At 62.5% G+C, this 19,643-nt stretch carries 15 protein-coding genes and 1 pseudogene; 10 read left to right on the top strand and 6 right to left on the bottom strand.

Annotation, left to right across the window (positions count from 1 at the left end):
• Position 1 precedes the first annotated feature (1 nt).
• The 3 genes from C483_RS04500 to C483_RS19835 all read left to right on the top strand — a co-directional run bounded on the left by C483_RS04500 (position 2) and on the right by C483_RS19835 (position 3,828).
• Positions 2 to 646 (top strand): helix-turn-helix domain-containing protein, encoded by a 645-nt coding sequence (locus C483_RS04500; RefSeq protein WP_006652169.1) that lies wholly within the window; start codon positions 2 to 4, stop codon positions 644 to 646.
• A 118-nt stretch (positions 647 to 764) separates the two neighbouring features.
• Positions 765 to 2,054 carry a phenylacetate--CoA ligase PaaK gene (gene paaK / locus C483_RS04495; RefSeq protein WP_006652168.1) on the top strand — a complete coding sequence of 430 codons (1,290 nt, stop codon included), beginning with the start codon at positions 765 to 767 and terminating at the stop codon, positions 2,052 to 2,054.
• Between the two features lie 946 nt (positions 2,055 to 3,000).
• On the top strand, positions 3,001 to 3,828 hold the full coding sequence (locus C483_RS19835; RefSeq protein WP_152419821.1) for a hypothetical protein: 828 nt from the start codon (positions 3,001 to 3,003) through the stop codon (positions 3,826 to 3,828).
• Positions 3,829 to 3,844: 16 nt separating this feature from the next.
• Here C483_RS19835 and C483_RS20350 read toward each other — a convergent pair.
• A pseudogene (locus C483_RS20350) lies at positions 3,845 to 4,598 on the bottom strand (IS6 family transposase).
• A 107-nt stretch (positions 4,599 to 4,705) separates the two neighbouring features.
• Here C483_RS20350 and C483_RS04490 point away from each other — a divergent pair.
• From C483_RS04490 to C483_RS04480, 3 genes are all read left to right on the top strand, one after another.
• Positions 4,706 to 5,179: a MaoC family dehydratase gene (locus C483_RS04490; protein WP_006652167.1), complete on the top strand. Its 474-nt coding sequence runs from the start codon at positions 4,706 to 4,708 to the stop codon at positions 5,177 to 5,179.
• 5 nt (positions 5,180 to 5,184) lie between these two features.
• Positions 5,185 to 5,973, top strand: a complete 789-nt coding sequence (locus tag C483_RS04485; protein WP_006652166.1) for an enoyl-CoA hydratase/isomerase family protein — start codon at positions 5,185 to 5,187, stop codon at positions 5,971 to 5,973.
• 673 nt (positions 5,974 to 6,646) lie between these two features.
• On the top strand, positions 6,647 to 7,186 hold the full coding sequence (locus C483_RS04480; RefSeq protein ID WP_006652165.1) for an Lrp/AsnC family transcriptional regulator: 540 nt from the start codon (positions 6,647 to 6,649) through the stop codon (positions 7,184 to 7,186).
• Positions 7,187 to 7,276: 90 nt separating this feature from the next.
• Here C483_RS04480 and C483_RS04475 read toward each other — a convergent pair whose 3' ends face one another.
• Positions 7,277 to 9,235 (bottom strand): 3-hydroxyacyl-CoA dehydrogenase/enoyl-CoA hydratase family protein, encoded by a 1,959-nt coding sequence (locus C483_RS04475; protein ID WP_049912425.1) that lies wholly within the window; start codon positions 9,233 to 9,235, stop codon positions 7,277 to 7,279.
• A 153-nt stretch (positions 9,236 to 9,388) separates the two neighbouring features.
• A complete protein-coding gene (locus C483_RS04470) occupies positions 9,389 to 10,450 on the bottom strand; it encodes a phosphotransferase family protein (RefSeq protein WP_006652163.1) in 1,062 nt (353 codons plus the stop codon).
• Between the two features lie 284 nt (positions 10,451 to 10,734).
• Here C483_RS04470 and C483_RS04465 point away from each other — a divergent pair, with 284 nt between their 5' ends.
• Positions 10,735 to 11,052: a hypothetical protein gene (locus C483_RS04465; protein ID WP_006652162.1), complete on the top strand. Its 318-nt coding sequence runs from the start codon at positions 10,735 to 10,737 to the stop codon at positions 11,050 to 11,052.
• Between the two features lie 10 nt (positions 11,053 to 11,062).
• Here C483_RS04465 and C483_RS04460 read toward each other — a convergent pair whose 3' ends face one another.
• Complete coding sequence (locus tag C483_RS04460) at positions 11,063 to 11,776, bottom strand: HAD family hydrolase (protein WP_006652161.1); 714 nt, start codon at positions 11,774 to 11,776, stop codon at positions 11,063 to 11,065.
• 303 nt (positions 11,777 to 12,079) lie between these two features.
• Between C483_RS04460 and C483_RS04455 the strand changes: the two genes are divergently transcribed.
• From C483_RS04455 to C483_RS04445, 3 genes are all read left to right on the top strand, one after another.
• On the top strand, positions 12,080 to 12,880 hold the full coding sequence (locus C483_RS04455; RefSeq protein ID WP_006652160.1) for an SDR family NAD(P)-dependent oxidoreductase: 801 nt from the start codon (positions 12,080 to 12,082) through the stop codon (positions 12,878 to 12,880).
• 69 nt (positions 12,881 to 12,949) lie between these two features.
• Positions 12,950 to 13,960, top strand: a complete 1,011-nt coding sequence (locus C483_RS04450) for a TIGR04024 family LLM class F420-dependent oxidoreductase (protein ID WP_006652159.1) — start codon at positions 12,950 to 12,952, stop codon at positions 13,958 to 13,960.
• 141 nt (positions 13,961 to 14,101) lie between these two features.
• The gene (locus C483_RS04445; RefSeq protein ID WP_006652158.1) at positions 14,102 to 15,115 is read left to right on the top strand and encodes an AIR synthase family protein; all 1,014 of its coding nucleotides are present in this window, start codon (positions 14,102 to 14,104) and stop codon (positions 15,113 to 15,115) included.
• On the opposite strand, the gene C483_RS04440 is transcribed toward C483_RS04445, so the two are convergent.
• Both C483_RS04440 and C483_RS04435 read right to left on the bottom strand, forming a co-directional pair.
• Positions 15,103 to 16,266, bottom strand: a complete 1,164-nt coding sequence (locus C483_RS04440) for an NAD-binding protein (RefSeq protein WP_006652157.1) — start codon at positions 16,264 to 16,266, stop codon at positions 15,103 to 15,105. The two genes, C483_RS04445 and C483_RS04440, sit on opposite strands and share 13 nt — an antisense overlap.
• Before the next feature lie 90 nt (positions 16,267 to 16,356).
• Entirely contained in the window at positions 16,357 to 19,278 is a 2,922-nt protein-coding gene (locus tag C483_RS04435; RefSeq protein WP_006652156.1) for an AAA domain-containing protein, read from the bottom strand.
• Positions 19,279 to 19,643: the final 365 nt, after the last annotated feature.

Below are 19,643 nucleotides of genomic sequence, written 5' to 3'. Positions count from 1 at the left end.
CATGATTGAGGAGTGTCTCGCCGTCGAATTTCGCGTCCACCACGACGACTGCCCGCTCGCCGAGGCGACCCGCGCCGTCGGCGACGGGATCGACGTCGACGCCCGCCCGCCACAGCGACGAGACGACGGCTACGACCTCCTCCAGTTCAGTTCCACCCAGTCCGACGCGCTCGTCGAGCAACTCGAGTCCGACGATCGCATTCGCTACCTCCACGTCTCTCGAACGAACGGCCGATACCGGTACCGCTGTCTCTCGAAACAGCCCTGCGTGGTCCACCGGCTCGTCGACGCCGGTCTCATCGTCGAGACCCTGCAGTATCGCGACGGCGCGGCCATGATCTTCGGCGCTGTGGTCGGTCGGGACGTTCTCAAGGGCGTTATGGAGGCCGCGGGCGAGACGGTCGGCGTCCGACTCGAACGCGTCTACCCGCTGCAGGCCGAGGCCAGGGAGACGCCGACCCAGCGGTGGGACCTCACCCCTGCTCAAGAGGAGTGTATCCGGACGGCACTCGAGATGGGCTACTTCACGATTCCTCGCGAAACGTCCTCGGAGTCGGTTGCGACGGAACTGGGGATCAGTAAGTCGGCATTTCTAGAACGGCTTCGGCGGGCAGAAGAGGCGCTGTTTCGACAGATTTTCAGTTGAACTCCGGTGTCGATTCGTCGCTGTACTTCGGGCATCATCGGATCGTTTTCCTCCCAAAACAGTGGTGTGTTCTCACACCCCACTACTTTTATCGGCCGCCGTAGATGTTTGATTGGATATGGGTTACACGCAGCGCGAGACGGCTCCGCGGACGGAACTCAGGGAGTTACAGAACGAGCGACTTCGCGAAACGGTTCGAACCGCCTACGAGACCGTCGACTTCTACCGCGACGAACTCGACGCGGCCGGCGTTGCGCCCGAGGACATCCAGACGGTCGAGGATATCCACGCCCTGCCGTTTACCACGAAGGAAGACTTCCGCGCCGAGTACCCGGACGGCCTGTTCGCCGTCGACGACGAGGACGTACAACGGATTCACGCTTCCTCGGGGACGACCGGGAAGCCGAAAATTGTCCCCTACACCGACGCTGATATCGACGTCTGGAGCGAAGTTGTCGCCCGCTCGCTCGCCGCAGCGGGCGTCGAACCGGGCGACACTGTCCAGAACGCCTACGGCTACGGGCTGTTCACCGGCGGTCTCGGCCTCCACTACGGCATCGAGGAACTCGGCGCGACGGTGATCCCGATCGGTGGCGGTCAGACCCAGCGACAGATCGAACTCCTCCAGGATCTCGAGAGCGACTCGCTCTGCTGTACGCCGTCGTACTCACTGTACCTCGCGGAGACGGCGGCCGAGATGGACATCGACGTAGCAGACCTCCCCGTTTCGACGGTTATCTTCGGTGCCGAACCCTGCACCGATCCGATGCGTGAAGAGATCGAGGATCGCCTCGGTGTCACCGGCATCGATCTCTACGGCCTCTCGGAGATCATCGGCCCCGGCGTCTCGATCGAGTGCCACGAGGCCCAGGACGGCCTGCACATCTGGGAAGACCACTTCTACCCCGAGGTAATCGACCCGAAAACCGGCGAGGTGCTGCCCGAGGGTGAGGAGGGTGAGCTCGTGCTCACGACGCTCTCGAAAGAGGCGCTCCCGGTCCTGCGCTATCGGACCGGCGATCTGACGACGCTGACCACCGACGAATGCGACTGTGGCCGAACGATGGTCCGCATGGACAACGTCACCGGCCGCGCCGACGACCTCATCATCGTTCGCGGGGTCAACTGCTACCCGAGCGAAATCGAGGACGTTGTACTCGAGTTCGATGCCGTCGAGCCGTACTATCGGATCGACCTCACGCGGGAGGACGGCCTCGACAGGATGGCGGTGACGGTCGAGCACGAGGGCGGATTGAGCGCCGCCGAGCGCGAGACGTTGCGTGACCGACTGCTGACGCGACTCGAGAACGTGCTGTCGTTCACGCCGGACGAGTTGACGCTCGTTGGGCCCGGTGAGATCGAACGGACGGAGGTCGGGAAGGTACAGCGGGTGTACGACCACCGGTAGTATTTGCGCACGTTGGGCGGATCGTTTCGGTCGGCGTTGAAGCTGCAACCGCAATCGAACTACAGCCGGAATTGAAGCCGAGACCGCAGTCGTAGTCGCTGTTATAACTGAAACTAAGCCCGTAACCACAATCGGGGTCGAAGCCGCTGCTGTCGGCGATATCAACCGATCCGTTCGTTGCGCCGGATGGCACCGTCTAGTTGAGTGCCTTCTCGGCTGACGTGCGGTGGTCAAGCGCCTGATCCGGGTGATTCCTGTTATACTGGTGGACGAATCGACTGATCCATCGCTTGGAACTGGCTGAACTGCTCAACCAACTCGTGTGGAAGCGGTCGGTTCATATTTTCAGCGTCTGAAACCACTTTGCGGTGTGGTTTCGCTCGCGTCGGTTGAGTTGACCGCCAAAATCTAATCGAGTGAGGCAGTCAGATAGCCNTTGCGGTGTGGTTTCGCTCGCGTCGGTTGAGTTGACCGCCAAAATCTAATCGAGTGAGGCAGTCAGATAGCCGAAGCCATCGACCAGAAACACGGCCCCATAGAGGTCGTGTTTTTCGCTCACTCGGTGTAAGAGCACTGCTGCAGGATCGGTTCAACGACCAGAACACTTCTACGTCGGGTACGAGTTTCGGTTTGATGTCGACCGACGCATACAACCACCGGCACTGCCTGTTGACGCAGATCGCCATCTCGTCTGCGACCAAGATAAATTATATTCTCTCTTTGTGGTTACGATATGATTCTTTGTTCGAATATATCGAACTGCACCGACCAGACCCAGCACATTTTAGCGACGAAACAGCCACCATGTCGAGATTTCGCCTTGATAGATAATCAACCAATCTGGATGATATAGAAGAATAGGGATATATAAACTAAACAGCGTCGATCTTCAAATATAGATTGGGGTCGGTAGATTTAATATATTGTACATAGGACACTGATATGTATGAGGGAAAAAACCGACAAAATAATTCGACGTAATGTCTTGAAAAAGGTTGGCGCTTCATCCATCGGCATTGGAGCCATAGCTGGTAGCGCAAGTGCAAATGCATCTGGCGGAAACAACTCCGATTCCGATGACGAAGTTGAGCCTCAGGGTGAAGGTGACTTGGATAGCCTTCATTTCGTTCATGATCCAGTCACTAAAGTCGTAGACGAGTACTATACCGGAGACGATATCGTTGAGGTAAATGTCACCGCTAAAATTGAGGCAGACGAGACCTTTAGGCCAAGTGGTTCACAATCCGCTTTGACATTTTTCTGGGAAGAAAGTTCTTGGACGCTTCATGACCCGTCTGGCTTTAAACCAGAGCATCATTGCAATAATCGTTTCAAAGAGGAGATCGGTTCGCATCGTGAATTGGATGGAGATGAACTAGTTAATCCTGATGCAGAAACTAACCACGGGGATGATCCCGATGATTTTGACCGGTTTTCTATCGTATGGGAAAATGCGATGCAGACATATAATTGTACAAGCGACTGGTTCTGTAACGGGCAGGACAAATCGTATGGGGCATATGAGTCCGTTATATGGGCCAGGATCTATCTCCTGAATCAGAATTCGAATAATAGTCCTGGCGACATTAACGTTGAGGCTGCTTACTTGCCCACTGGCAGTTTTGATGTCGTAGAAGACATTAGCATATCCGCTGGAGGTGTTGTTTCTTACAGTGGTCTTGGTGGATGGTTCAATCCAAGCGAAGCTACTGAAGATGAGCGAATGTACTGCTGTGACGAAGATGGTGGAAGGATAAGTTCGGAAGACATATAGATTCGGCCGGTGCCGTTTAGTTGAGCACCTCTTCGGCTAGCGTGCGAGGGATCGAACGCCTGATTCGGCCAGTTCCAGTTACAGTGGTGGACGAATCGATTGATCCATCGCTTGGAACTGGCTGGACTGCTTAACCAACTCGTGTGGAAGCGATCGGTTCATATTTCAGCGTCTGAAACCACTTTGCGGTGTGGTTTCGCTCGCGTCGGTTGAGTTGACCGCCAAAATCTAATCGAGTGAGGCAGTCAGATAGCCNTTTGCGGTGTGGTTTCGCTCGCGTCGGTTGAGTTGACCGCCAAAATCTAATCGAGTGAGGCAGTCAGATAGCCGAAGCCATCGACCAGAAGCACGGCCCCGGAGAGGTTGTGTTTTCGCTCACTCGGTGTAAGAACGCTGTTGCAGGATCAGTTCCACGACGACCAGAACACTTCTGCGTCGAGCACGAGTTCAATTTGATGTTGATCGCCGCATACAACCACCGTCACTGCCTGTTGACACGAATCACCATCTCGTAGATGATCCGTGACGGCTGCCCCGTCGGCGGGTCCGGCCGGCGATCGGCCAGCCGATGCGTCTACGCCTAGATAGCGCCGTGTAAGCGCTCGATACTGAGCCACCGCAAGACGGTGGTTATTTCTCTCATCGGTAATCCGAGCGAGCGCAGGCGCACCCCAACGCACGCCCATCAGGATGTTCGGTATACGCTAGTTCTCCCAAGCCTCAGGTCCGTCCACGTCGAGTGTTTCTTTGAGCATGTCGGCGAGTTGCATGGACATTTCTCGCTTCCACCTGCTCGTTCCTCGGATCCTCATCTAGACAGTGACCGTCGACCCGTCTTCGTGACAAACTATTTGTAGACTGGTTCGAAGCTCTAGGTATGGCATACAGTTACGAGCCACACTACTTCGAGGACTTCGAAGAGGGCCAGGAGTTCGAAAGCGTCGGTCGGACCGTCACGGAAGCCGATTTCGTCATGCACTCGGCGCTGTCGGGCGACTGGACCGAACTGCATACGAACAAACACTACGCCGAAGACGGCCCCTTCGAGGGGCGCATCGCCCACGGCCCGATGACGTTCGTTCAGGCGACCGGCTTCGTCTACCGGACCGGGATCGTCGAGCGCACCGCATTCGCCTTCCTCGGGATGAACTACATGGACCTCCCGAACCCGGTCTACATCGGCGACACGCTCTCACTCGAGATGGAGGTCACCGAGAAGAAGGACGTCAGTAGCCGCGACGACGCCGGGCTCGTCGTCCTCGATACCGTGATGACGAACCAGGACGACACCGTCGTCTTCGAGGGCGACATGAAGTTCCTCATCAAGACGAAGAGCGGCGAGTCGGCCTAACATAGATGCGGGTTCACGACGACAATGCCGTCCGCTACCTCACGTTTGACCGCCCCGACAGCCGGAACGCGTTCACCGCCGACGTCGCCCGCGAACTGGCTGCCGAACTCGAGTCCCTCGACCCAGGCGAACTCGACGCTGCGGTGCTGACTGGCGAGGGGCAGGCCTTCAGCGCCGGCGGTGACATCGAGGCGATGGCCGAGCGCGACGAGACGCCACAGGAGGCCGCCGACCGGGTTCGGGAAACCGTCGGCCAGGTGGCCGAACAACTGCTGACAAGTTCGGTGCCGATCATCGCGAAAGTCAACGGCGACGCCGTCGGCGCGGGACTCTCGCTCGTCGCCGCCGCGGACTTTGCCTACGCCGCCGACTCCGCCAGATTCGGCGCGACGTTCATCAACGTCGGTCTCGTCCCCGACATGGGCGGCTCGGTCACGCTCCCGCAGCTCGTCGGGCTGCGCACTGCGAAGGATCTCGTGCTCACCGGCCGACTGATCGACGCCGAGACAGCCGCGGACCTCGATCTGGTCAACGAAACGGTCCCCGACGACGATCTCGACGACCGTGTTGGGGAGTGCATCGAACTGCTCGCCGCGAAACCGACCGCCAACATCGGCCTCGCAAAACGCGCTATCCACGACAATCTGGGCCGGTCGTGGTCGGATGGACTCGAGTACGAGGCTATTACCCAGTCGCTGGCGTACGGGACGCCGGCTCACGAGGAGGGCGTGGATGCGTTCCTGAATCGGCGGACGCCGTCGTTCGATGGGAGTGGGCGTGAGGACTCTGGCTGAGCACATTGGTATCTGACATATATTGAAATCAGTCATGAATGTCGGTTTGGATGCCAGAGTAGGTGTTAGAGTGAGCGTTCGATTTGGTGCCAGAGTGAGTGCCAAACCGAGTAACGGTGTCTTCTTGGAATCCGCGCTGGAGGTGAGACGAAGGATCCGAAATCAATGATCAGTACTCAGTTCGGCAAGCCCAATTGCAGGCCACTGTCAACGCGTTCCGCGGACATTTTTGGTGTTCCGTAGGGGTTGTGTTCAGAAACGGGTTTGCTCTGCCCGGAGCAGACCGTTTGTCTCCCCACTCCACGAGACTTCCCGAGTAACCTACCCTTCGTTCCTGTTTCTCTCTTGTGATTGTTTGGGAACATGTATGGAATATTGTCTGTTTCTATTCCTCTCTCCTAAGTGATCATTCTTGGCCACTCCCAAAGTGACTTTACAATGGAAACGAAACAGAGTCACTGTCTGAACGATCGGGCCGGTTGGCGGGTGATTCGCGAGGCTACTCGTGGCGAACAGAACCCGTCGGCCAGCACTCGACTGCAGTCAGGGTCGGTAGAACGGATCTAACCGACACAGTCGCACACTCACGACAGCGCCACAGCCGGACGACAACACACACGCATACACACTCACAGCACAACAGACCCACAGCAACACACTACCCACAACACAAATGTCATACGAATCCACGAACGACGACGCACCGAGCTGGGAGTTCAAAGACCGCGACATCGCCATCCTCTGTGAACTCTCGAACGACCCGCAACTCTCCTCGCGCGAACTCACGACCGTACTCGAGGAGCAGTACGATATCGACGTCTCTCACGTCACCGTCAGCGAGTCCATTCGCCGGATGCGCGACGAGGGCGTGTTTCGGGAGGCGATCATCCCGAACGAGGAGTACTACATCTTCGCGCTGTTCGAGTTCAAGTTCAACGCGGAGAACTTCGCCGACCGCTGGCGGGACGCGATGGAGCACATCAAGCAGGACAAGCACACGCTGTTTTTCTTCCTCTCGGACGGCGAGTACCAGTGGAAGACGGTGATGATGTTCCGCAACCGCGAGGAGGTCTCGCGGTGGATCCACGAGTGTTACACGGAGTACGGCGACGTGATCGCGAACGTGCGCAACTCGGCGGTGCACAACGTCCTCAAGTTCAAGACGGATCCGCGGATCTACGAGGATTTGGGAGAGGAGCGTGAGGACGGGTGACGAGTACGAAATAGCGACAACGGATAACGAATAACGGTACCGAACAGAGAAGAACGGCTATTCGATTCAGTTCGAATCGACTCGAGTCCGTTATTTCCCGTCGAACTCCGGCTCGCGATCCTCGGCGAACGCGGCCGTCCCCTCGCGCATGTCTTCGGTCGTGAACAGGAGCCCGAAGCCCTGGCTCTCCATCGCGAGGGCGGCCTCCAGGCTCGCGTCCTGACCCTCATTCATCACCTTCTTTGCGACCTTGAGGCCGATCGGCGGGCCGTTGCGCAGGTCGTCGACGAACTCGGCGACCGTCTCGTCGAACTCGTCGCGGTCGACTGCGCGGTTGACCAGTCCCCACTGCTCGGCGCGCTCGGCGTCGATATGGTTTCCGCGGAAGACGAGTTCCTTCGCTCGCGTTTCGCCGAGTACGCGCATGAGCCGCTGCGTGCCGCCCCCGCCGGGAATCAGCCCGAGGCCGATCTCCGGTGCACCGAACGACGAGCGCTCGGTTGCAAGGCGCAGGTCACAGGCCAGCGCGAGTTCGAGTCCGGCCCCGAGACAGTAGCCGTCGATCTTGGCCACGACGGGCCGCGGGAAGTCGTTGACCGTCTCGAACGCGGGTGTCACGTCCATCATGTCGGTCGGCTCCGTGCCGCCGAAGCCGCCGATGTCCGCACCGGCGCTGAACGCGCGGTCGCCGACCCCTTCGATAGTGACACAGCGCACGTCGTCGGTGTCGACCGTCGAGAACAGATCGTCGACCTCCTCGAGTAGGTCGCCCGAGATGGCGTTCATTCGGGAGGGGCGATCGAGTTCGATTGCGAGCACGCCGTCGTCCAGGTCGACGTTGATGTTGTGGTACGAATCCAGCGCGCCGTCGTCGGTGTCGTACTCGTAGAAGCCCTGTCCGGCGTCTTCGCCGGTTTTGTCCTCCTCGACGAGCTCCTCGAGATAGGAGTGTGGTTCGAATCGGTCTGCGCCGGTCTCCTCGTGGAGCGTCTCGAGTTTCTCGAGGACGGTGTCCAGTCCAATTTTGTCCGCGCGGCGGCAGATGCCTTCAGGGAAGCCGAGGCCGAGCTGGACACCGGTGTCGACTTCCTCTGGTTTAGCGACGCCCTCGCCGACGAGGAACGCGGCACGGTTGATCATGCGCGCTTCGACGCGGAGCCAGTCGAAGTCGCCCGCCTCCTCGGGCTGGTAATCCGCGCCGTCGCCGTTTTCGTAGTCGTAGAACCCCTTCCCGGTCTTCTGGCCGAGTTCCTCGGCCTCGACTTTCTCCTCGGTAATCGGTGGAATCGGGCTCCCGCCCTCCTTGCGAACGTGATAGCCCACGTCGATCCCGGTCAGGTCGGCGAGTTCGAACGGCCCCATCGGGTAACCCCGCTCGTGAGCCATCGTGGCGTCGGCCTCGCGGATGGTCGCCTCGCCCTCCGAGACCATGAACGCAGGTTCGCCGCCGAACGGGCCGACGATGGTGTTGACGACGAAGCCACGAACGTCCTTGCGGACGTAGATCGGCGTCTTGTTTATCGACTCGACCCACTCGTAGCCGGCGTCGGCGACCTCGTCGGTCGTCTCCTGGCCGTAGATCACTTCGACGAGGTCCATCTTTACCGGCGGATTGAAGAAGTGGAGGCCGAGCACGCGCTCCGGCGAATCGAGAACCTCCGCGATATCCGAAATCGGTAGACTCGAGGTGTTCGTCGCGAGCAGCGTATCTTCTGTCGTGAACTCCTCCAGATCGCTGAAGATGTCGTGTTTCAACTCGAGGTTCTCGGGTGCAGCCTCGATGACGAGGTCCGCATCGGCGACCGCTTCTTTCAGGTCGGTTGTCGTGTCGATCCGGTCGAGGACGGTATCGGCCGACTCGCCCAGCAGGTCCTTCTCTTCGAGTTTCTCGAGACTCCAGGCGATCTGCTCGTAGCCGTCGTCGACGAGGTCCTGCTCGATGTCGCGCATCGTGACCTCGTAGCCGCCCATGGCGGTGACTTCGGTGATGCCGTGGCCCATGTTCCCCGCGCCGAGGACGGCAACGCGGTCGATGCTGTCGAATGACATACGCGATTCGTGGGCCGGGAGCGCCTTAACTCCACCGACGAACATTACCATCGTTAAGTTCAAACAGGACAGTGTAACAGCTGTTCGCTCTCGGCCCGCTGGTGTGAACTCGAGTAAGACTGCGCTGGATTGGCGGTCTGACCGACGGCGCGGTTAGAGCGGTTCTTCACCCTCGATAATCCGCTGTGCGCGCGCTGCAAGTGCGGGAACGCGCTCTTCCATCTGCGGGTACATCGAATCGTCGCTGTTGCCCTCGAGGAACCGCCGGAAGAACATCTCGCCGAGGCCGGCGAGCTTGTACACCGCGAGCGCCCGGTAGAACCGCTCGTGCTCGAACTCGAAGCCCGTCTGGGCCTCCCAGCGGTCGACGAGTTCGCGGCGCGTCGAGTACCCCTCGCGTTCCATGAACTGGGTCGTCAGCTCCGGAATCACCGGCTCGGGGTCTTTCGCGTCGCGCCAGTAAGAGAGCATCCAGCCCAGATCGGCCCGCGGATCGCCGAGCGTCGCCATCTCCCAGTCGAAGACGCCGATCAGCTCCGGCGAGTCACCGGGGCCGAACATGACGTTGTCGAGCTTGTAGTCGCCGTGGACGAGCGTGTGCGGGTGCTCGTCGGGCGCGTTCTCCTGGAGCCACGAGCCGACCTCGTAGAGGGCCGGCACCTCGCGCTCCTCGGCTGTCACCTCGAAGGCCCACATGAGCTGCTGGCCCCAGCGTTCGACCTGCCGGTCGGTGTACCCCTCCGGATACCCGAACTCGCCGAGACCGACGGCCTCGTAGTCGACAGCGTGGATCGACGCCAGCGTGTCGACCAGTTCCTCGCCGATCTGAGCCCGTCTGTCAGGGTCGACGAACCGCTCCGGCTCGTCCGCTCGAAGGACGTCGCCCTCGAGTTGGTCCATAACGTAGAAGTCGCTGCCGATGACGTCGTGGTCGTCGCAGGCGAGCAGCGGTTCGGGAACGGGCACGTCGGTGTCGACGATGGCGTTCGTGACGCGGTACTCCCGGAGGACGTCGTGTGCGGTGTCAGCAGTTTCGCCCGGCGGTGGCCGGCGGATGACGAGGTCGCGGTCGCCCCAGGTGACGAACAGCGTTTCGTTCGAGTGGCCCTCCTGATGGCGGCTGATCTCGTAGGTCTCGACCGGACCGAGTTCGTCCGTCAGGTAGGTCGCCAGCGCGTCTTCGTCGACGAGTCGCTCGTAGTAGGTTTCGCTCATGGGATGCGTTGATCGTGCTGTCGGTCTGTGCTGCGGTCTGGCTCGCTGGTCGGTACGGCCGCGGGTGTGGATGTGGAATCGCTGGTCGCGCTCGACATTATCGGTACGACCCTACCCTCGTTCTTCTTAACGAAAATAGTTACGCCACACAGTATGATTTACATTGTTCGCAACTTTCGAGGCGGTACGGACAGCGCTGTGGCCGAAATCGTCGGCAAGGCGGCCACAGCGAGTCGTTCGCCGCCGGGCCGAAGACATATGTTGCTCGTACTGGACGATCCGCTATGGGTCGTCTCAGGACACTCAGTCGCATCACCGACGGCGCGACGGCAGTCTGGAACCTCGCGGCCGCCGCCCGCTCCGAACGCGGTCTCGTGAGCAGTTACTTCCTGATCGGGCTCTGTGCCGGATTCCTGTACCGCGGGCTGCAACGGCGCTACGTCGGCCGCATCCGCGATCATCCGGGCCGATACGCACTTCTCACGGTCAGCTGGTGGCCGATCGGAGCCGCACTCGTCTGGACGGCCGACGACGAGGCGACACTCCAGTCTTTCGCCGCGGGGCTCAGTCTGGGCTCGCTGCTGTACGCTGGGACCCACTAGACGCGACCTCCTATCGTCCCGCAGCGCCGACGATCTCGAGTACCTCCAGCGGCGAGACGATCCGATAGGAAACCGCAGGTCCCTCCTCGGCCCCGAACGCGACGCCGTGCATCCCCACCTCGGCGGCCCCCTTCACGTCGTGGTCGTACCGATCACCGATCATCAGCGACCGCTCGGGCGAAACGTCGGCTTTCTCGAGTGCGGTCTCGAAAATCGTAGCATCTGGCTTCGTCCGGCCCACTTCCTCGGAGGTCGTGATCGAGTCGAACTGTTCGCGGACGCCGAACTGCGCGAGCATCTCGCGGCCGGCCTCGTCGTCGACGTCGCTGATGACGCCGACGTGGAGGTCGCTGTCGGCGAGTGTTTCAATCGCCTCGACGACGCCCGGCACCGGCTCGATGGTCTCCTGGACGGTTTCCTCGAACGCGGGTCGCCACGCCTCACGCGGGACGGGCTCGTCGGCGACGGCCTCGAATCCCACCGCGTAGGCCTCGCGCGCAGCTCTGAACTCGGTGCCGTCGCGGCTTCGGAAGCACTCGCCGACCGCCGTCCGCCAGGTTTCGACCGCCTCGTCGGCCGGTGTCTCGAGTTCGTGGCGCTCGCAGAATTCCTCGATGGCCGCGGCGTGGGCAGCCTGGACGGACTCGAGGTCGAGGATGACGCCGCCGATGTCCCAGAAGACGGCCTCCCACTCGTCGGGTTCTTCGTCAACGCCGCTACTCACGCTGCTCCCCTCCGTTACGGGAGATTGTGGACTGACCGCCGTGGGACCATCCCACGTGATAAGCAGCGGGAGCGATCGACTGTCGATGCGTACTGGCTGACCGTCTGCTGTGCCGTCGTGTCCGTATTCCTCTCATCGGTGGGGTCTCCTGTGGTTGCTTGCTTCCAATCGCGTCTCTGGCTCTCACTGTCCCGGTGAGTACTTAACAATACGGGTTGTGGCCCTATCTTTATTAACAATGTCTGCATATGGGTTGGTGTTGCTAACAATGGTAGCGAAACTGCGGCAGACGGGTGAGTGCGTATGAGCACAAGACCGGAGACCGACACGAGCACGGCACAGTTCAGCGTCGACGGCGACGTCGCCATCATCACCGGCTCCTCGAGTGGGATCGGGAAAGGAATCGCGAAGCGATTCGCAGCGGACGGCGTCGACGTGGTGGTCTGTTCGCGCGAACAGGCAAACGTCGACCCGGTCGCCGAGGCGATCAACGACAGCGAACGCCCAGGTGAGGCGCTTGCACTCGAGTGCGACGTGACCGACCGCGAGGCCGTCGAGGCACTCGTGGAGGCGACCGTCGAGCGGTTCGGTGGCCTCGACGTGCTCGTGAACAACGCGGGCGCGTCGTTCATGGCGGATTTCGACGACATTTCGCCGAACGGGTGGAAGACCATCGTCGACATCAACCTCCACGGGACCTACCACTGCACCCACGCGGCAGAAGCGTACCTGAAGGACGGCGGCGGCTCCGTCATCAACTTCGCGAGCGTCGCGGGCCAGCGCGGCTCGCCGTTGATGAGCCCCTACGGCGCGGCCAAGGCGGCGGTCGTCAACCTCACGACGACGCTGTCCTACGAGTGGGCTCACGACGACGTACGCGTCAACTGTATCGCGCCGGGCTTCGTCGCGACGCCGGGTGTTGAAAGTCAAATGGGCGTCTCTGCCGAGAACATCGACCGCGAGGAGGTCGCACGGCGCATCGGTACCGTCGACGAGATCGCCGACATTACGCAGTTCCTCGCCAGTCCGGCGGCCTCCTACGTCGTCGGCGAGACGATCACTGCACAGGGCGTTCCACAGCTCAGCGAGGATCGCGAGATCTAAACCGCCCTCGCTATCGCCACCAGTTCCCACACACTCAAATCACTGTCAGCCGATTATGAACCAGATCCAATGACTGAGAGAGACGTTCACCTGCCGGTTGCCGCCCAGCCCAGCGTCGATTCGCTCGTCGAATACGCCCAGACAGCCGAAGCGGGCGGTTACGACTGCGCCTGGCTCCCCGAAACCTGGGGCCGGGACGCGGTCACCGTCCTGACCGCGATCGCCGAACGCACCGACGAGATCGACATCGGCTCGAGTATCGTCAACACCTACTCGCGCTCGCCTGCGCTACTCGGCCAGACCGCTGCCACGCTGCAGGAGGTCTCCGACGGCCGCTTCCGCCTCGGTCTCGGCCCGAGCGGTCCCGTCGTGATCGAGAACTGGCACGGCATCGAGTACGGCAACCCGCTCAAGCGAACCCGCGAGACCGTCGACATCGTCCGTGCGGTGCTCTCGGGCGAGCCGGTCGAGTACGACGGCGACTACTTCTCGCTGTCCGGCTTCCGACTTCGCTGTGAGGTGCCCGACCCGTCCCCACCCGTCGAGGTGACCGGGATGGGTCCCAAGGCCGTCGAACTCGCCGGTCGCTTTGCCGACGGCTGGCACGGCATCATGCTCACTCCCGAGGGCGTCGCCGACCGCATTGAGGACATCGAGCGCGGTGCCGACCTCGGCGACCGCGACCCCGACGACGTCCAGGTGACGATCGGCGTCACCTGCTGTGCACTCGAGGACGCCTCCCGCGCCCGAGACCTCGCGCGCCAGCACACCGCGTTCTACATCGGCGGGATGGGGACGTTCTATCGGGATGCACTCGAGCGCCAGGGGTACGACGAGGCACCCGAGATTCACGACGCCTGGCAAGAGGGTGACCGCGAGCGCGCGCTCTCCCTCGTCGACGAGGCGATTCTGGACGATCTCTGTGCGGCCGGCACCCCGGCGCAAGTCCGCGAGCAGGTCGAGCGCTACGAGGCGGTCGACGGGATCGACGCGGTCGCGGTGAGTTTCCCGCGCGGTGCCGAGGAGTCGGACGTGACGCAGACGATGGATGTGCTCGCGCCCGCAGAAAGCGGGAACTGAGCGACGGCTACGACTGAACCACGGTCCGTTCGGACAGTTGCACCAGCGTGGCTGTCGAGTTGAGTTTTAGAATCAGTCGGGAGAACGAGCCCGTTTGTAAACGTCGACAGGTACAAGCCGTCCTTCCTCTCATTCCGTGATATGCCCGGGAAGGTATCGCCGGACGACTTGCTCGCACATGTCTTTGATCGGACGGGGGCCGACGCGGACGAAACGATCCTGCAGGGGCCTGCAGACGGCGAGGACGCCGCTGCCATCGACTGGCCAGGCGGGACGCTGGTCGTCAGCTCCGATCCGATCTCGCTCGCGGCCTCGCAGGTCGGCTCGCTCGGCGTCTACGTCGCCTGTAACGATGTCGCCGCCTCGGGAGCAGATCCGCGCTGGCTGACCGTCGTCATCCTACTCCCCGACGAGAGCGTGCCGATCGAGACGATTACGACTGATCTGGACACCGCCGCTAGCGAAGTCGGCGCATCCATCGTCGGTGGCCACTCCGAATACGTCGACCAACTCGAGCGCCCGCTGGTGTCACTGACCGCGATGGGTGCTGCCGAGCGGTTCGTCCCGACTGGCGGTGCCGAACCCGGCGACCGCGTCATCGTCACGAAAGCCGCCGGCGTCGAGGGTACCGCGATTCTCGCCGCCGACTTCGGTGACGAACTCGACGTGGACGAAGCGACCCGAAACCGCGCCGAGTCGTTCCTCGAGGAGATCAGCATCGTCCCCGACGCCCGCATCGTCCGGGAGTTCGCGACAGCAATGCACGACCCGACCGAGGGCGGCGTCGCCGCGGGGCTACTCGAGCTCGCCCGCGCGTCGGACGCTCGGCTCGAGGTGGACGCGGACGCGATTCCAGTTCGCGGGGAGACCGCACAGCTGTGTGCGGCTGCAGACGTCGATCCGCTGCGGATCTTCGGCTCTGGTGCGTTGCTCGCGACCGTTCCGGACGACTCAGCCGAGGCGTGCCTGCAAGCGCTCTCGGATGCAGGTATCGAGGCCGAATCGATCGGTGTCGTTCGCAACCGCGATACCGACACCGACCCCGACCCCGACGGCGAACCGGCGCTCGACCTCGGCGGCGAGACGATCACGGAACCGATCCAGGACGATCTCTATCCCCTCTGGGAGGCCGCCGACGCGGCTCAGGACGAGTAGGCCTCGTTTTCTCCTGCTCCAAGCGTCGCGTCGACCGCCGCGTTCGTCAGTACCTGCGCGGGCGAGAGGACCACGTCAGCGCCGGCCCGCTCGAGTGCCCCCGCCGACGCATCGTCCGTAATCGCAACGATTCTCGCGTCTGTTCTATCACGTGCCAGCAACACCGCGTAGCTGTCCCGGGCAGCCTGGCCCGTCGCCACCAGCACTGCATCGGCCTCGTCAAGACGGGCGGACTCGAGTACGTCCTCGTCTGTCGGATCGCCGGTGATTATCGTCGTCTCACCTGTTTGGCCTCCAGCTATCCGTTCATCATCGTCGTCGCTGTCCGTCACCACGAGCACCGACGACTCGCGACTCGCGAGTTCGGCGACGACGTTCGAGACCGGGCCGGCGGTTCCGAGGACGACGATGCGCTCGTGGGGAGTCTGTTCTCTCGCGTGTGCCGCCGCCCGCTGGCCGGTTCTCGTGAGGCGCGCCTGCAGGCCGGGACCGAACAGACTGCCGGCGGCGACGGCGACGGTCGTCGGGCCGAGGATGGCGAGCGAGATGGCGAACAGGCGGCCGGCCTCGCTCGTCGGGTGGACGTCGCCGTAGCCGACCGTGCTCGCCGTCACAACCGTGAAGTACGCTGCGTCGACGACGGTGTGCAGTTCGCTGAACTGGTGTCGGAGTGCGTACGCACCGGCGATGCCGTAACAGCCGACGCCGACGATGGCGACGAGACTGCCCAGTTGTGTCGGCGTGAGTGCACTCGAGCGGGTGAACCGCGCGCTCGTAAACGCCAGCACGATCAGTCCGCCCATCGAGAGGATAACGAGCGGGACCGACAGCAGTCGAGACTGGACGACGCCATGTGCGGCCGCGAGCACGATGAGTACTGCCGCGACGAGGTAGGCCAGACGGTACCCCCGCCGCATTCCCCAGGCGGTCACGAGCAGTGCGAAGCCGAGGACGGTGCCGCTGAACTCCGAAGCGGACTGGAGAAGACCAACCGTGCCGTCGGCATCGACAGACGGCTGTGTGATGATCGCGAGCAGGCCAGTCGCGATGGAGACCACTGCGATGGCGGTGACGAGCCAGACGACGGCCCGCGCACTGGGTTGGTGCTGCTGGGTGGCTCGTCGAAGAGAACGGTGCGTCCGATCGAGCATAGCAATCACACACCGGCGAGCGCGGTAAAACTAGTCCTGCGTCCCGGTTCGACGCTCGTGACACCGATCGGGATTGATGACCGACCGCTGTTAGCGTTGCGCCCACTCGAGCATCCGCGCGTACACCGGGTCCGTCTCGAGTGCGTTCGGATCGCCGACGAGCACGAGCGCGCGCTTCGGCCGGGTGAGGGCGACGTTGATCCGCCGGTAGTCGTCGAAGATGGGGCCCTCGAGCGTCCTCGTCGCGGTGAACGAGACGATGATGACCTCCTGACTCGAGCCCTGGAAGCGGTCGACGGTGTCGACGGCGACCGCCTCGGGGACGTGTCTCGATATCTCCGAGACCTGTGCGCGGAAGGGGGCGATGACACCAATATCTGATGGATCGAGGCCGGCGGCACGATAGTCTTCGATCAGGTCAGCGATGCGAGCGGCCTCGGTGCTGTCCGTGTAGCGACTGCCATCGCCCTCGACCGCGACAAAGGAGACTGCGTCCCGAATGTTGGCTGGCAGGTCCTCGCGCGAGACACCGGTAAGGTCGTCGAGCGTCCGCCCCGCGACCTCGCCGTCCGCGGGCCGGAGCTTGCCGTCGTAGAACTCCTGCGAGGCGAACGCCTGAATGCGCTGGTTCATCCGGTACTGCTGGGTGAGCATGACGCCGGCCTCGGGGTGGAGCTCGACGAGGCGCTCGAACAGCGACTCCGTCAGATCGTTCTCGGCCCGGACAACCGGCGGAAGCTGCTCGTGATCCCCGACGAGCACGAACCGATCCGCGAGGTTGACCGCCGCGAAGGTTCCCGGCTCCGTCAACTGGGCGGCCTCGTCGACCAGCGCCACGTCGAAGGCCTGCTCCTTCATAACCCGCGAGCCACAGGTTGCGGTGGTCGCAGCGACGACCTGCGCGTTCTGCAACGCGGCGGCGCGGTCGCCGGGATCGCCCGAGCGGTCGAATCGGTAGGGCTGCATGTCCTCGCGGACGCCGCTTTCGGAGCCGACGCGGATGATTCGTTCCTCGTCAATGACGCCCTCGAGCTGGTCGAGCAGCGCCTCCAACGCGTTGTCGACCGCGCGGTTCGTAAACGCCGAGAGGAGGACGCGCTCGCCGCGCTCGACCATCGCACGGATCGCGCGGGCGATGGTGTAGGTCTTCCCGGTCCCAGGCGGGCCGTGGATTAGCGCGCAGTCCGCCGCGCCGACGGCCTTCCGCACGGCCTCGTCCTGGGCCTCGTTGTTGTCGATGAACACCTCGTCTGGCGAATCAAACACGGGTTCTTCCCGGCCGAATAGCACGTCCTTGCGCCGCTTATCACCCTTCAGGAGCGCGTCGTGCAGCGCCGCGAGAAGCCGGTCAGTGGTGAGTTCGGACGGATAGACGTCCAGTCGGGTAACCTCGACGCGCTCGTCGGCCGTGAGCACCACCTCGTCCTCTCCCAGCCGTTCGATTCGAGCGAGTTCGGAACTCCCGCGAACCGGATGCCCATCGCTCGCGAGCACCAGATCCCCCTCCCGGAGCTTCGAGGTCGCACTTCCCGTCCGGCGCGCGCGGAGTTCCCAACGGCCCTCCTCGAGTGCCCGACTCTCCTCGAACGCGAGGTCGATTAGTGCGCGGTCGTCGTCGGCTCGTTCCTGGGCGTCCTGCTCCCAGAGTTTGGCGAACTCGCGGTGGACCTCCCGCCGCTCGTCCTCGATGGCGTGATAGAAGCGATCGAAGAACTCGCGTTCCTCCGCGGGGAGTGACTGGCCGATCTGGCCGGCTTTCGATTCCTGGTCGAGCCGCCCCGAGACGACCATGCAGGTATCCTGCTCGAAGCAGTACTCACACTTCGCGTTGCCCTCGTAGCCGGTGGGGATGTCGCCTTTGACTTCCATCGCGGCGATTTCGTTGCGCAGGCGAACGACGAACTTGAGCAGGCCGCTGCCCATCGAGAACTCCTTTGCGGGCGTGAGGTCGCCGGTTTCCTCGTTGCGGTCGAGCGCCGAGTTCTTGGTGTAGAGAAGCGTGCCGGTGTCGACGTCGCCGCCGTGCTCCTCGAGGAGCAGCGCGTAGCAGGCGGCCTGCACCTTGTCCTTGAATCGGGGTTCTTTCTTGAGGTTCTTCCCGGTCTTGAGTTCGACCGGCGCGCCGCGGCGGATGGCGTCAGCGCGCCCGCGGATGCCGAACGTCTCGCTGATGAGCAGCTGTTCAGAGCGCCAGCTCCCCTCCGCGGGCTCGAACGCCCGCTCTGAGTTGTCGGTGGCTGTCGTCGCCCTGTCCTCGTCGGTCAGGCGACCCTGCTCAAGCCAGCCCTCGATCGCTTTCGCGTTCTCGCGGACGTCCTCGGCAGCACCGTCAGCCGTCTCACCGAGCAGGCCGAGTTCGAGGCCGCGCTCGTCGACGCGGGCGTCGATGGACTCCTCCAGGTCGCGCCCGCGAAGCAGGTCGCCGAACACCTCGTGGACGAGGGTCCCTTTCACCACGGGGTAGTTCAGCGGCACGCCGGAGAGCTTGTTCAGGAAGTAGAGGCGCGGACACTCGACCCAGTTGCGGATCGAGGTCACGTTGACGTGGAAGCTCGGCTCGACGACGACGTAGGAGTCGCCGGTCGTCTTGTACTGCTGCTCGCCCTGGTACTCGTCTTCGGCGGCGTTCGTCACGAGCAGTTCCATTCCGGGCTCGAGTAGCTCGGCGGATTCGGTCCACTTGTTCCACAGCGTGACGGTGGTAGGGTCGATTTCGTCGTCCGTGCCGGAATCGGCGTCTGTGTCTGCGCCTGCATCGGTCTCGGTATCGGTGTCGAATCCAGAGCCCGGCTCGGACCCGGAACCGGTATCGAGTTCGCCCAGCGTTACCTGTCCACCCTGGTCTGCACTTTGCGCGCAATTCTCGTCGGCCGCCGCAGCGTCGTTCCCGTCGTCGACTCGGTCGGTCGCTGTCGCCAGCCGAACGGGAACTTCGGCGAGCTCACTGTCGCCGTAGCTCGTTGATACCGTTCGCACCTCGACCTCACCCGCGACGGTTCCGCGTACGTACACGGCTCTCTAGCAGTACCGAACGATCAAAAACGCTATCGGTCGCGACTCGGCGTCGGTCACTTGTACCCGCAAAACACCACTCCCGCTACGGACCCACGACACAACTGGCGGTCATTTCAACCCAGTTTAGCTGCATCAGCGGGGCTCATCCGCCCGCCGTTGCCGTAAGAGTCCCTTACCTGTGACGAGACCGGCTCGCAGAATCGAAACGGTCGTGGCCGCTTTTGCCCATTGACCGAGTTGGCAGTGACGATGAGTGACCCCGACCAAAACCCATCCGGTACCGACCGGTCCGCGACGAACACGGACCAGCCGTCGGACCGAGACCGTCCTCCTGGCGATTCCGATCCCGACCCCGACCCCGA

It is taken from the genome of Natrialba hulunbeirensis JCM 10989, from assembly GCF_000337575.1.
GTDB classification, from domain to species: domain Archaea; phylum Halobacteriota; class Halobacteria; order Halobacteriales; family Natrialbaceae; genus Natrialba; species Natrialba hulunbeirensis.
This window is presented reverse-complemented; position numbering and strand designations above follow the sequence as displayed.